Here is a 13,576-nt window from a genome sequence, read left to right as displayed (position 1 = left end):
CGCGGCGTACCGCTCGGGTCCCGGAGTGGCCCGGTACCGGTCGTGGGAGGCGCCGGTGCCGGACGCCGATGCGCCTGGTGACCGAGTTCGCGGCCGCCGAGGGAAGGGACGCCCGGCCGGTTCCGGTACGTCGTGGACTTCCGCGTCGGCGGGCTGCTTCCCGGGTGGCCGAGGTCCGCGGGCGGGCCGGCGAGGTGAACATCCTCGTCTGCCGGCCCGACCTGCTGGTGCGGGACCTGGCCGCAAGCGTGGCCTTCGGCGCGGACGTGCCGGCGTTCGCGGCCGCCGGGGAAGAAACGCCCGGCAGGCCCGGTTCCTCGCCGAGCCGCCACCGTTCGCGCGCCCGTCGGGCACGAGATGCGCCTGCCCGGCCCGGACGCGCACCAGGGATTCAGGCGTCGAGGTCGGCCAGATCCAGCACGAACCGGTAGCGGACGTCGTTGCGGGAAAGCCGGTCCAGGACCTCGTTGACCTGGGCCGACGGGACCACCTCGACGTCCGCGGCCACGCCGTGGCGCGCGCAGAACTCGAGCATCGCCGCGGTCTCCGTCCGGCCGCCGCTGCCCGCCGAGGTCAGTTTCTTGCGGCCCACCAGCAGGTCCATCGCCTCGACCGTGAGCGAGCCGAGGTGGCCGACCTGGCTGAGGGTGCCGTCCAGGGCGACCAGCCGCAGGTACGGGCCGAGGTCGTGGGGCACCGCGATGGTGTCGAGGACGACGTCGAACCGGTCGCGGGCCGCCGCGAGCTGCTGGGGATCCGTCGACAGCAGCAGGTCACGCGCGCCGAGCCGCTTCGCGTCGGCGGCCTTGGCGGCGGACCGGCTGATGACCGTCGTCTCGGCGCCGAGGGCGACCGCCAGCTTGACCGCCAGGTGGCCCAGGCCGCCGAGCCCGGCCACCGCCACCCGGGTGCCGGGTCCGGCGCCGAGCGCGCGCAGCGGTTCCCAGACCGTGATGCCCGCGCACAGCAGCGGTGCCGCGGCCGCCGGGTCGAGCCCCTCGGGCAGCCGGTAGGCGAAGTCCTCGCGGACGACGTACTCGCGGGAGAACGCGCCCAAGGTGGGGGAGCCGTCGTGGCGGTCGGTGCCCCCGTAGGTGAGCGTGGGGAACTCGGCGCAGAAGTTCTCCTGGCCGCGGCGGCACATCGCGCACGTCCCGCAGGAGTCGACGATGTTGCCGACCGCCACCGGGTCGCCGGGCGCGAACCGCGTCACCGCGGGCCCGGTCGCGGTGACGACGCCGGTGAACTCGTGGCCCGGCACCAGGGCCGTGTCCCGCGGAGAGTGCGGCGCGTGCAGGTCGGTGTGGCAGACCCCGCAGTACTCGACGCGGACCGCGAGGTCGTCGTCGCGCAGGTCGCGGCGGTGGAGGGTGGCGCGCCGGAGGGCCGGGTCGTCCGGGCCGGCCAGCCAGCCGGAGGTGGTTCGCATCGTGGCTCCTCGAAAAACAGAACAGTCGGTTTGTTTCTCCGACGGTAGCGCGCTCGGGCGACCAAAGCAAACCGACTGTTCTGTTGTAGGCTGGTGGGCATGGCCGACAAGCTGACCTCCCGCGGAGCCGCGACGAAGCAGCGCATCGTGGACGCGGCGACCGAGGAGTTCGCCCGGTACGGCATCGCCGGCGCCCGCGTCGAACGCATCGTCGAGGCGGCCCGGACCAACCGGGCCCAGCTGTACGCCTACTTCGGCAGCAAGGACGGCCTGTTCGACGCGATCTTCCACGCTTCGTTGGAGCGGATCGTCAACGTGGTCCCGATCGACGGCACCGACCTCCCGGGCTGGGCGGTCCGGCTGTACGACGAGTACCTGCGCCGCCCGGACCTGATCCGGCTGGCCACCTGGACCCGCCTCGAGCGCCGCCCGGCCGGCCACCTGGTGGCCGACGCCGACCGGCTCGACGACACCAAGCTCCGCGCCATCGCCGACGCGCAGGCCGCGGGCCTGGTCCGGGCGGGCGACCCGTTCGACCTGATGGCGATGGTGATCGCGATGTCCATGGCGTGGTCACCGGTCAGCAACGTCTACGCCGCCACGGCCGCGGAGCCGCCCGAGGCCCACAACCGGCGGCGGGCGCTGCTGCGGGAGTGCGTGCGCGGAGCCATCGCGCCGGTGGGTGGCTGAGCAGGCGCGCCGCTGTATCGCGTCGCTCCTTGATCGCTTTCCGCGTCGGCCGCGGGGAAGGTAGATCGCTCGGCGTGCGCGGCGCCATCACCCCGGCGGGTGCCTGAGCAAGGCGGCCCGCCACCGCATCGCGGCGCTCATCGACCGCCCTCCGCCCGGCCGCGGCAAAAGAAACCGCTCGGCGTGCGCGGGGCCCTTGGCTATCGTGCACGCCATGGGGAACGCCGACGGGCCACTGGCGGGCCGGGTCGCGATCGTGACCGGCGTCAGCCGCCGGGCCGGGATCGGGTTCGCCGTCGCCGGGGAGCTCCTCGCGGCCGGTGCCTCCGTGCTCGTGCACTCGTGGTCCCCGCACGACGCGGAACAGCCGTGGGGTGCCGATCCGGCCGGTGCGGCGGGGATCGTGGACCTGCTCGGCGGCGAAGGGCCGCGGCTGCGGCACCTCGCCGCCGACTTCGCCGATCCGCGGGCACCCGGGCTGGTGGTCGCCGCCGCGGTGGCGGCGTTCGGCGCGGTCGACGTCGTGGTCGCCAACCACGCCCGCAGCTCGGGGCAGAGCCTCGCCGAAGTGACCGCCGCCGAGCTGGATCTGTGCTGGGCCGTGAACGCGCGGGCGAGCGTGCTGCTGGCCCAGGCCTTCGCCGCCGCGCACGACGACGCCCGCTCCGGCGGGCGGATCATCCTGTTCACCTCCGGGCAGCACCTGGCGCCGATGAGCCGGGAAATCCCGTACGCGGTCAGCAAGGGCGCCATCCACCAGATGACGCTCACCCTGTCCGACGCCCTGGCCGACCGCGGGATCACGGTCAACACGATCAACCCCGGCCCGGTCGACACCGGGTGGGCCGATCCGGACCTCACCGCACGCGTCGGCCGGGCCCTGCCCGCCGGGCGGTGGGGCCGCCCGGCCGACGTGGCCCGGCTGGTCCGCTGGCTGGCCTCCGGCGACAGCCAGTGGATCACCGGCCAGGTGATCGACGCCGAGGGCGGGTTCCGCCGCTGGGTCATGTGACGCCGGCGGCGGCACGTGGTGCTGATCCCGAAAATCCACGATCGCGGTCCGGGGCGGGCAAGGCCTCCGCCGTGGAGGTGATCACCACCGGAGGCCGCCGACGAGTGGGCGGTTCGCACCTCTCGTCCGGGCGGGACCGCTCCTAGAGTCACTCGCGACCAGCAGCCACCCGACCGGAAGAGGCGCCATGGACGGGCTGATGCAGCCGCGGCCGCTCACCCTCGCCCACATCCTGGAGCGTGCGGAGCGGCTCTACGCGCACAAGGAAGTCGTCACCGCCGGGGGCGAGCGGCTGACCTACGCCGAGGTGGCCGACGGGACCCGGCGGCTCGCCACCGCGCTTGACGGCCTCGGCGTCCCGGCCGGGGCGCGGGTCGCGACCTTCGCGAGCAACCACCGCCGGCACCTCGAGCTCTACCTGGCCGTACCGGTCACGAAACGGGTGCTGCACCCGATCAACATCCGGCTCCCGGCCGCGCACCTCGAGTACATCGTCGAGCACGCCGAGGACGACGTCGTGTTCGTCGATCGCGCGCTGCTGCCGCGGATCTGGCCGAGTGCCGCCCGCCTGCCGCGGGTGCGCCACTGGATCGTGCTCCCGGACGACAGCGACGAGCCGATCCCGGCGGACCCCCGCGTGCTGGCCTACGACGACCTGGTTTCCGCGGCCGCGCCCTTCACCGGCTCGTTCGAGGACACCTTCACGCTCGCGGACGAGCACCTCGCGTCCGGGCTCTGCTACACGTCCGGGACGACCGGGCCGCCCAAGGGCGTGCTCTACAGCCACCGCTCGACCGTCCTGCACTGCCTGGGCACCCTGGCCGCGGGCCTGATCGGCCTCGCCGAAAGCGACGTCGTGCTGCCGATCGTGCCGATGTTCCACGCCAACGCCTGGGGCCTGCCCTACGGCGCCATGATGACGGGCGCCTCCCTGGTCCTGCCCGGCCCGTCCGCGGACCCGGACCACCTGCTGCGGCTGATGGCGGCCGAGCGGGTCACGGTCGCCGGGGCCGTCCCCACGGTCTGGACGAGCCTGGCGCCCCGCCTGCGGGCCCACGACCTGAGCGCCACCCGGTTCCTGCTCGGCGGCGGATCGGCCGTCCCGCCGGCGCTGTCGGAGACCTACCGCGCCGCGATCGGCGTGCCCATCACGCATTCCTGGGGGATGACCGAGGTCAGCCCGGTGGGCGCGATCGGCGGCACGCGCACCCAGCACCGGGACGCCTCCGCGGCGGACCAGGTGGCGGTGCGGGCCGCCCAGGGCCAGCCGCTGCCGCTGGTGAACGTGCGGATCGTCGACGTCGAGACCGGCCGGGAACTGCCCCGCGACGGTGCCGCCGTCGGCGAGCTGCAGGTCGCCGGCCCGTGGGTCGCGGGCGGCTACTACCGGGTGGGTGCCGACGGCAGCTTCACCGCCGACGGCTGGCTGCGCACCGGCGACCTGGCCACCATCGACGCCCACGGCTACCTGCGGCTGGTGGACCGGATGAAGGACCTGATCAAGTCCGGCGGCGAGTGGATCTCCTCGGTGGAGCTCGAGGGTGCGATCACCGCGCACCCCGACGTCGTCGAAGCCGCGGTGATCGGCCGCCCGGACCCGCGGTGGATGGAACGTCCGGTCGCCTACGTCGTGCTGCGCGAAGGCAGCGAGACCACGGCGGAGGAGCTCTTGGCGCACCTCACGCCGATGGTGGCGAAGTGGTGGCTGCCCGACGAGTTCGTCTTCGTGCCCGCCCTGCCGAAGACGGGCACCGGCAAGATCTCGAAGAGCGCCCTGCGCGACTCGGTGCGGGTCGGCTGAGCCTCAGGACGTGCTCGCCCGCAGCCGGTGCAGCCGGAGCCCGAGCTGCAGCTCCAGGTCGTTCTCCTGGCGCCAGCCGGAGCCGAGGACCGTGCCGGCCCGGTCCAGGCGTTTGAGCAGGGTGTTGACGTGCAGGTGCAGCGCGCGGGCCGTCGCCGCGACGTTGGCGCGGTGGCCGTAGTACGCGCTGAGCGTGCCGACCAGGTCGGTGCCGCGCCGCCGGTCGTACTCGAGGAGGGCACCGATCGAACCGGCGAGGAACCGGTCGAGCTCGCCGGCCCGCTCGGCGTCGAACACCATGGCGTACAAGGCGTATTGCCGGGTGGTGGCGCCGCCGTCGGTGTGCCCGAGCGCGCGCAGCACCGCACCGCAGCGCCCGGCCAGGGAGTGGGCCCGTGCCCAGTCGTGGCCGGCCGCCCGTTCCGCGACGACGATGACGGGACCGCCCAGCGCCCGCCGCAGTCGCGTGTGGACGTCCGCGACGGTCGCCTCGTCGTCGGCGCCGGGGAGGATCATCGTGGCCCGGCCGAGGTGTTCGCCGGCCAGCCCGGCGCGCTCGCGGGCGATGTCGTGCAGGTGCCGCGTGAGGTCGGCCGGCGCCACCGCGGGGGAGTCCGCGACGAGCACCAGGTCCAGGCGGTCGACGTCGATGCCGCGGGCCCGGGCCCGGGCCCGCTGGGCCGGGCCGATGCCGGGACTGCCGACCATGAGCTCGGTCAGCAGCTCCCCGCTCAGCCGTTCGCCTGCCTCGGCCACGGCCTGCTCCTTGAGGATGAGCAGCCCGAGGATGTGCGTGGCGCGCTCGAGGGTCCGCAGGTCCGTGTCGTCGCCGGTGCCCGACGGCCGGCTCCACACGAGCGCGCCGAGGTAGCTGTCGCCCGCCTGGACCGCCGCCACGCTGCGGTCCGTCCCGCCGGGACCGGACGACGTCGTGCAGCGGCCGGTGCGGCGGGCGTCCTCGACGGCGGCGGCCAGCTCCGTCCCGGGTGGACTGCCGGTCCGGCCGAGGAGCGTCACGCTGCCGCCGAGCTGCTCGGCGAGGTGCGCCGCGACGTCGGCCGGGGTGCCGCCGCCCAGCACGACACCGGTCAGGGCTTCGTGGATCGCCTGCGCCCGCTCGATCTTCCGGTACGCGACCCGCAGTTCCCGCAGGGCCGTCCGGCTTTCCTCGTAGAGCCGGGCGTTGTCGAGGGCGACCGCGGCGTGATCGGCGAACGCGTTGAGCAGCGCGATCTCCTCGGCCTGGAAGGACCGTTCCGAGCGGTCCGCGGCGAACAGCGCGCCGACGGCTTCGCCGCGGATGACCAGCGGCACGCCGAGCAGCGCGACGAGCTCCTCGGTGACGACCAGGCGGTCGAAGTCCGGGTCGTGCCGGATGAGCGTCGAGGTCGCGTAGTCGCGCACCCAGTGCGGGCTCTTGGTGGCCAGCACCTTGCCGCCGAGCCCCACCGTGGCCGGGATGGTCGCCGCCAGGAACTCGGCGGAGATCGTGCCTTCCGACGCGCGGGCCGACAGCCGGCCGTCCGCGCCGACCAGCGAGAGGTAGGTGAAGTCGGTGCCGATCAGGTCGTGGGCGTGGTGGACGATCGACCGCAGCACCTCGTCGAGCTCGCCCAGGGCGGTGAGCGACTTGACGGTGGCGTACAACGACGCGAGCTCGCGCTGCCGGCGCGGTTCCGCCGCACTGGTCACGGGGGGCGCCCTCCTCGGCATCGGGTGGGCGAAAGACCCACCGCTGCGGCGGGAGGAGTGGGTGGTCCACACCTCAACCGGCAGCGTAACGGCGACTTAACATCTCCGCCATCACTTGCCGGCGCACCTCGACGAAGGCGGCACGCATGGCCATTCCGCTCACCCAACCCGAAGGGCAGTCCGGCACCGGCGTGCCCGCGACCCCGCGCCGGGCCTTCCGCAAGCTGCTGGCGGCCGGGCTGATCGGCAGTTCCATCGAGTGGTACGACTTCTTCCTCTACGGCACCGCGGCCGCGCTGGTGTTCCCCAAGGTGTTCTTCCCGCACGCCTCGGCGCTGACCGGCACCCTGCTGGCCTTCAGCACGTTCTGGGCCGGGTTCGTGGCCCGCCCGGTCGGCGGCGTGCTCGCCGGGCACCTCGGGGACAAGTACGGCCGCAAGCCGGTGGTCGTCGCCTGCCTGGCGATCATGGGCGCGGCGACGTTCCTGATCGGCTGCCTGCCCAGCGCGGCGAGCGTCGGCGCGCTCGCCCCGACGCTGCTGGTCGTCCTGCGGTTCGTCCAGGGCCTCGCGGCCGGCGGGCAGTGGGGCGGCATCGTCCTGCTGCTGACCGAATCCGCCAGTCCCAAGCGGCGCGGCTTCGCCGGCACCTTCGGCCAGACCAGCGTGCCGGTGGCGGTGATCCTGTCCAACCTCATCTTCGTGGCGGCCAGCGGCCTGATGCCGGACGCGGCCTTCCTCAGCTGGGGCTGGCGCATCCCGTTCCTGCTCAGCGTCGTGATGTTCGGCGTGGTGCTCTACATCCAGGCCAAGGTGGAGGACACCCCGGAGTTCCGGCAGCTGCGGGAGGCCGTGGCGGACCGGGAAGGCCCGGTGGTCCGGGCGCCGCTGGCCCAGGTCCTGCGCAGCAGGTGGCGGACCATCCTGCTCGGCTGCGGCCTGCTATCGGCCACCAACAGTCTGTTCTACGTCAGCATCTCCGGGCTGCTGAGCTACGGCACCGGCACGCTCAAGCTCCAGCGCGACTCGCTGCTCGCGGTAGTGCTGCTCAGTTCCGCGGCGATGCTCGCGACGATCCCGTGGTCCGGGCACCTCTCGGACAAGGTGGGCCGCCGCCCGCTGATCCTGATCGGCGGGCTGGGCGTCGCGGTCTGGGCGTTCCCGTACTTCGGGCTCGTCGGCACCGCGTCGCTGCCGCTGATCTTCGTCGCGGTGGCGGTGGGGTTCGTGTTCCAGTGCCTCACCTACGGCCCGATCGCCAGTTTCCTCGGCGAGCTCTTCGCTCCCAACGTGCGCTACTCGGGGGCGTCACTGGCCTACCAGCTTTCCGCGATCATCGTCAGCGGTGGCACCCCCTTCCTGATGACCGCGCTGATCGCGGAGGCCGGGAGCACGTGGCCGGTCGCCGTCTACATCACGGCGATGGGGCTGATCACCTTCGCCAGCGCGTGGTTCCTGCCCGAGACGAACCCACCGGAGGTCCGGGCCGATCCGCACGCCGTCCCGGGCGCGCACCTGCACCAGGCGGCCGCGCGATGAGGAAGACCGTGGTGGCGGCCACCGTGCTCCTGGCGGCGAGTGTTCCCGGGCCCGCTTTCGCGTCCCCCGCGACGCCGGAGTGCGCCGTGCTCGCCGGGCTGCGGATTCCGGCGTCGGTCATCAGCCTGCCGACGAGCGGCGGCCTGGTCACGGCTTCCGTCGTGAGCGGGGAGTCCTGCCGGGTCGACGCCGACCTGTACCCGGTCGATCCGGCCGCGCCCGCCATCAAGCTGCGCGTCGCCCTGCCCCGCGCGTGGAACCACAAGGCGCTGATGTTCGGCGGCGGCGGGTACAACGGGACCATCCCCGACGTGGCGGCGAACGTGCCCTTCGGCCCCGCCGACCGGCCGACGCCGCTGGCCCGGGGGTACGCGACCTTCGCGAGCGACTCCGGCCACCAGCAGAACCCCGCACGCCCGCCGTCCCTGGACGGCTCGTTCGGCGTCAACGACGAGGCTTTGATCAACTTCGCCGCCGGTGACGCGCTCAAGAAGACACGGGACGCGAGCCTGTTCCTCATCCGGCGCGCGTACGCGGCGACGCCCACCGAAGTCTTCTTCGCCGGCGGATCGACCGGCGGCCGCGAGGCGCTGGTCGTCGCCCAGCGGTGGCCGTCCGCGTTCGACGGCGTGATCTCCGCGTACCCCGCGTGGAACAACCTCGCCGAGATCCTGGACCTCGGGTACCTGACCCAGGTTCTGTCGCGCCCGGGTGCGTTCCCCGGGCCCGCGAAGCAGACGCTCCTCTACGACAGCGTCATCAAGGCGTGCGACGGATCGGACGGTGTCGTCGACAGGGTCGTCTCGAATTTGGGCTGCCGCTTCGATCCGCGCGTGCTGCGCTGCCCGGGCGGGGCCGACACCGGCCCGGCGTGCCTGTCGGACGCCCAGATCGGGGCGGTGACGGCCATGTCGTCGCCGTTCCGGTGGCCGTACCGGATCGCCAGCGGCGAGACCCGGTACCCCGGCTTCCCGTTCCTCTCGGGCGCGGACATGCGGACACCGTTCCTCGGCTTCGGCACCACCGCGCCGTCCGATCCGATGCCGGTGACCAGCGGCTACGGCATGCAGTACTGGGACCAGTGGGTCAAGTACTTCCTGACCCGGGACCCGGGGCAGAACGCGCTGGACATCGATCCCCGGCACCCCGGCAAGTGGCTCGCCCGGATCAGCGCGCTGTCGAAGGTCGAGGACCGCAACAACGCGGACCTGCGCCCGTTCGCCCGCGCGGGCGGCAAGCTGATCCTGCTGCACGGCGCCGCGGACGAGCTGGTCTCGCCGTACTCGACGAGCGACTACTACGAGCGGGTGCGCAGTGTGGTGGGTCCGCACGCGACCGACGGGTTCCTGCGGTACTACGTCGTGCCCGGGGCCAACCACGCCAACTTCGGGACGCCGGCGTTCGCGGCGAGCTGGGATTCGCTCACGGCGCTGGAACGGTGGGTCGCCACCGGCCGCGCGCCGGTGAACCAGGTCGTCACCGACCTGGCCCACCAGCGCACGCGGCCGCTGTGCGCCTACCCGGGCTGGCCCCGGTACCGCTCGGGTGATCCGGACAGCGCCGCGAGTTTCTCCTGCGCTCGCTGAAGTTCCGGCTCGTCGTGAGGGGCAAGGGGGGCTGACCCTCCTTGCCCCTCACGACGGCGTGCCCCTCGGTCAGCCGATGGCCACGGAGAAGATGTGCATCGCGGCCGTGCCCATGTTCGCTCCGTCGCTGATGTCCGGCAGGGTCAGGTACTGCACCGTCTTCCCCGGCTGCAGCGGGATCGGGGCGTAGTAGAGGCTCACCCGCTGGTCCAGCCGCCCGTTGCTGTTGTTGAGGTAGGGCAGCGTGGTGAGGATGTCGCCGCCGGTCGCCGCGTTCGACCACCAGTCCGCGAAACTCACCGAGTGGGACTCGGTCGTCCCGTCGGTGTAGGTGACCGTCGCCGTCCCGCTCGGGCTGCCGTAGTCGCCGGCGCCGATCAGGCCCAGCGTGGTCCCGGAGCCCGAGATCGCGATCGTCTGGCCGCCGGCCGAGCTGCCCGCGACCACGTTGTCCGGGCTGCCGGGCTGGGCGTCCGGCCAGGTGAACGTCAGCCCGTTGTGGGTGAACGTGGCCCCCGGCGTCAGGCTGGGCGTCGCCGCGGCCAGTGCCTGCGCGGAGAAGCTCGCGTTGCCGCCGTCGAAGTTGCCGGCTCCCGGAGTGGCGTCGTCGCTGATGCCCACGTTGTTGCGGGCCGCGGCCAACGACGGGTACGGCGGGTGCGGCAGCAGCACGGTGGTCGCGTCCACCGAGGCGCCCCGCCCGTTGGCGGAGGTGAAGGTGGCCTGCGCCGACACGTCGAACTTGCCGGGTTGCGCCGCGGCCGGGACACCGATCTCCCAGGTGGTGCGCACGGTCTGCCCGGCGGGCACGGTGGCGAAGGCCGACGGCGAGGTGGCCCGCACGGTCCAGCCGGCGGGCACGCCGATCGTCATGGCCACGTCCCGCAGCGGCCGGGCGCCGGCCGGGTTCGGCAGCGTCGTGGTGGCGGTGTACGTCTTGCCCGCCTCGACCCGCTCCGGAGCGCTGAGCGAGAACGGCTGCTCGACCACCACCGGCGTGGTCCCGGTGACGCCGTCGACCGTGACGCTGATCGTCGCGACGCCGGGGGCCACCATGGTCACCTTGCCGCCGCGGCTCACCTGGGCCACCCGCGGATCACTGCTGTGGTAACCGATCCGGGCCCGCGAGAGGTCGACGAACGACTGGTCGTCGTGCACCGCTTCGACGACGTGGTCGGCCGGGACGTGCTGAGCGGCCTGGGCGGTGTCGTCGGCGATCCACGGGTTCTTCGCGGTGAGGTCGAGGCTCTGCCCCGGCGCGAACACGACCTGACCCGGCTGCACGGTCACGTACTTCGTCTTCGGCGTGAGGGCTCCGGTGACGGCCACCGCGGCGGTGCCGGCGAGGTGAGCCGAGTCGGCGCCCACGCCGAACCGGTACTGGCCGGGGTACACGACTTCGCGGCGCTTCCCCTCGTCCCAGAAGGACAGCTCGCTGATCCGCACCGGGATGGCGATGTGCTGGGTCCGGCCGGGCGCCAGCACGTCGGTCTTCTTGAAGCCGGCCAGGCGGTGCCGCGGCAGTTCCACCCCCGGCACGCTGAACGCCGTGGCCGCGTACAGCTGCGCGACGGTGGCACCCGGCGTGCTGCCGGTGTTCGTGACGTCCACGTGCACCGTCACCTGCCCGTTGGCGTCGACGGCCCTCGTGTCCGCGTGGACGCGGGAGTAGGTGAACTTCGCGTACGAGAGGCCGTAGCCGAAGGGGTACGCCGGCGTGCCGGTGAAGTACTGGTACGTGCGGCCGAGCCCGCCGGTCTGCGACGGCGTCAGCCCGTAGTTCTTCATCGCGGGCAGCTGCGAGTCGTCGGCGTACCAGGTGAAGTTCAGGTGCCCGCTCGGGTTCTGCCTGCCGAACAGCACGTCGGCCAGCGCGGTGCCCTGGCTTTCGCCGTTGTACGAGCTGAACACGATGCCCGGGATGCCTTCGGCGTGGCCGAGGGAAACGGCGCCGCCCGCCTGGACGGCCAGCGCGGTCCGCGGGTTACCGACGGCCTTGACCTGGTCGATCAGCGAGTCGTAGTTGCCCGGCATGGCGATGGTGGTGCGGTCGCGGCCTTCGGTGGCCACGTTCCCGTCGGTGCCGGCGAACACCACGACCAGGCCGGCCGTCTTGATCGCGGCCAGGGTTTCCGCCGAGCAGCTCGCCGCCGTCGTCGTGCCGGTGGACGTGCCGCAGGCGTCGAAGGTGACCGTGGCGGCCGGGTTGGCCGCCTTGACCGCGGCGGTGATGCCCTGCACCGCGTTCACCTGCAGCGCGGGTTCGCCGGAGTAGCCGCCGAGGGTGACCTTGCCCGCGAGGTCGCCGACGACGACCACGCTGCCGAGCTTCGCCGGGTCGGCGGGCAGCAGCGGCGCGGCGGTGCCGGGCACCGCGTCGTTCTTCAGCAGCACCAGCGAGTTCGCGGCGACCTTGGCGGCCAGCGCCTGGTGCTCGGCGCTCTGGATCACGTCCTTGGTGATCTTCGTGTACGCGACCCGGTCGGCCGGGTCGAATTCGCCGGTTTGCATGCGCGTGGTGAAGACGTGCACCAGCGCGTTGTCGAGCACGCCTTCGGAGAGCACCCCGGCCTTGATGGCCTCCTGGATGTTGGCGACGGTGGCTTCCGAACCGGTGCAGTTGAGCTGGGTGCCCGCCCGCAGCGCGTACGCCTGGCCGCCCGCGGCACCGGAGACCTTCTGGCCGGTGGCGGTGTTGGTCCACTGCGTCGCCGCGCCGGCGGTGGTGGTGGTCCAGCCCGGCGGCGCCCAGTTGTGGCTGCCCGGGGCGTAGACGTCGCCGACCGCGCCGCAGTCGGACGTGGTGTAGCCGTCGAAACCGTACGTGCGCTGGGCGATGGCGTTCGCCGTGTACGTGTCGGCCGGCGCCGGCGTGCCGTTGATCGCGTTGTACGACGTCATCAGGCCGGCCACGTGCGCGTCCTGGATCAGGTGCCGGAACTGCCGGGTGTAGTAGTCGCGGATGTTGGTCTCGGTCGTGTCCGAGGAGTCCGCGTGCCGGTCGTTCTCGACGTCGTTGAGCGCGTAGTGCTTGGCGGTGGCCGCGACCTTGAGGTACGGCGTGGCCGGGCGGCCGGACGCGGTCTGGCCCTGGTAGCCGTTGACGAACGCGCCGGCCATCTTCGCGACCAGGTACGGGTCCTCGCCGAAGCCTTCGTCGGTGCGGCCCCAGCGCGGGTCGCGGTCGAGGTTCACCGTCGGCGCCCAGTAGGTCAGGGAGCCGTAATTGTTCTTGTCCGGGCCGATGTTGTTCTGCGCGACACCCCAGAGCGACTTGTCCAGCATGCCGCGGGCCTCGTCGGAGATCGCCGTGGTCTCCTGGTGGATCAGGTCCGGGTCCCAGGACATCGTGCTCGCGAGGTTCGTCGGGAAGCTCGTGGCGTGCACCCCGCCGGTGGCGGTGCCGTCGTCGGTGTTCGCGCCGAGCGTGTTGAGGCCGTGCTGGCCTTCGCTCCAGTACGTGTACTGCTGCACGCCGAGGCGTGGGATGGCGGGCGCGCTGTTGGTGCGCAGCTGCAGCACCTTCTCGGGCAGCGTCATGCGGGCGACGAGGTCGGCCGCCCGTTCGGCGAAACTGTAGTGGGTGTCGCGGTAGACCGGCAGGGTGCCGGGCTGGGCGGGGGCCGCCGACGCGGCCGGCACGAGCGTGGCTGCGGTGATCGTGACGGCGAGCAGGGGAGCGGCGGTGAGCCGTACCCGTCGCCGTCCAGGGGAGCGCAAGGACATCGGATCTCCGTCGCAGAAGGTCGATGGGCCGGGTGTTCCGGTGCGTGGCCGGCCGCGGGAACCGCCGGTTCGCAGGCTGGTCCGTCACCATCGTTCGCAGGG

General features: G+C 73.0%; 8 protein-coding genes. 5 read left to right on the top strand and 3 right to left on the bottom strand.

Going from position 1 to position 13,576, the window contains the following annotated elements:
- Positions 1-391: 391 nt before the first annotated feature.
- On the bottom strand, positions 392-1,429 hold the full coding sequence (locus DV20_RS36590; RefSeq protein WP_043787938.1) for an NAD(P)-dependent alcohol dehydrogenase: 1,038 nt from the start codon (positions 1,427-1,429) through the stop codon (positions 392-394).
- 99 nt (positions 1,430-1,528) lie between these two features.
- Here DV20_RS36590 and DV20_RS36585 point away from each other — a divergent pair, with 99 nt between their 5' ends.
- From DV20_RS36585 to DV20_RS36575, 3 genes are all read left to right on the top strand, one after another.
- Positions 1,529-2,119 (top strand): TetR family transcriptional regulator, encoded by a 591-nt coding sequence (locus tag DV20_RS36585; RefSeq protein WP_043787936.1) that lies wholly within the window; start codon positions 1,529-1,531, stop codon positions 2,117-2,119.
- A 214-nt stretch (positions 2,120-2,333) separates the two neighbouring features.
- Positions 2,334-3,131: an SDR family oxidoreductase gene (locus DV20_RS36580; RefSeq protein WP_043787935.1), complete on the top strand. Its 798-nt coding sequence runs from the start codon at positions 2,334-2,336 to the stop codon at positions 3,129-3,131.
- Between the two features lie 187 nt (positions 3,132-3,318).
- The gene (locus DV20_RS36575) at positions 3,319-4,932 is read left to right on the top strand and encodes a long-chain fatty acid--CoA ligase (protein ID WP_043787934.1); all 1,614 of its coding nucleotides are present in this window, start codon (positions 3,319-3,321) and stop codon (positions 4,930-4,932) included.
- Between the two features lie 3 nt (positions 4,933-4,935).
- Here DV20_RS36575 and DV20_RS36570 read toward each other — a convergent pair whose 3' ends face one another.
- Complete coding sequence (locus DV20_RS36570; RefSeq protein WP_043787933.1) at positions 4,936-6,624, bottom strand: helix-turn-helix domain-containing protein; 1,689 nt, start codon at positions 6,622-6,624, stop codon at positions 4,936-4,938.
- Between the two features lie 146 nt (positions 6,625-6,770).
- On the opposite strand from DV20_RS36570, the gene DV20_RS36565 reads away from it, so the two are divergent.
- Positions 6,771-8,162, top strand: a complete 1,392-nt coding sequence (locus DV20_RS36565) for an MFS transporter (protein ID WP_043787932.1) — start codon at positions 6,771-6,773, stop codon at positions 8,160-8,162.
- On the top strand, positions 8,159-9,748 hold the full coding sequence (locus tag DV20_RS36560; protein ID WP_043787931.1) for a tannase/feruloyl esterase family alpha/beta hydrolase: 1,590 nt from the start codon (positions 8,159-8,161) through the stop codon (positions 9,746-9,748). Before DV20_RS36565 ends, DV20_RS36560 begins: the two co-directional genes overlap by 4 nt.
- 69 nt (positions 9,749-9,817) lie before the next feature.
- On the opposite strand, the gene DV20_RS36555 is transcribed toward DV20_RS36560, so the two are convergent.
- Entirely contained in the window at positions 9,818-13,474 is a 3,657-nt protein-coding gene (locus tag DV20_RS36555) for a glycoside hydrolase family 3 C-terminal domain-containing protein (RefSeq protein WP_043787930.1), read from the bottom strand.
- Positions 13,475-13,576: the final 102 nt, after the last annotated feature.

The organism is Amycolatopsis rifamycinica (genome assembly GCF_000695625.1).
GTDB lineage: Bacteria > Actinomycetota > Actinomycetes > Mycobacteriales > Pseudonocardiaceae > Amycolatopsis > Amycolatopsis rifamycinica.
The sequence above is the reverse complement of the archived record's forward strand: the minus strand, read 5'-3'. Positions and strand labels throughout refer to the sequence as shown.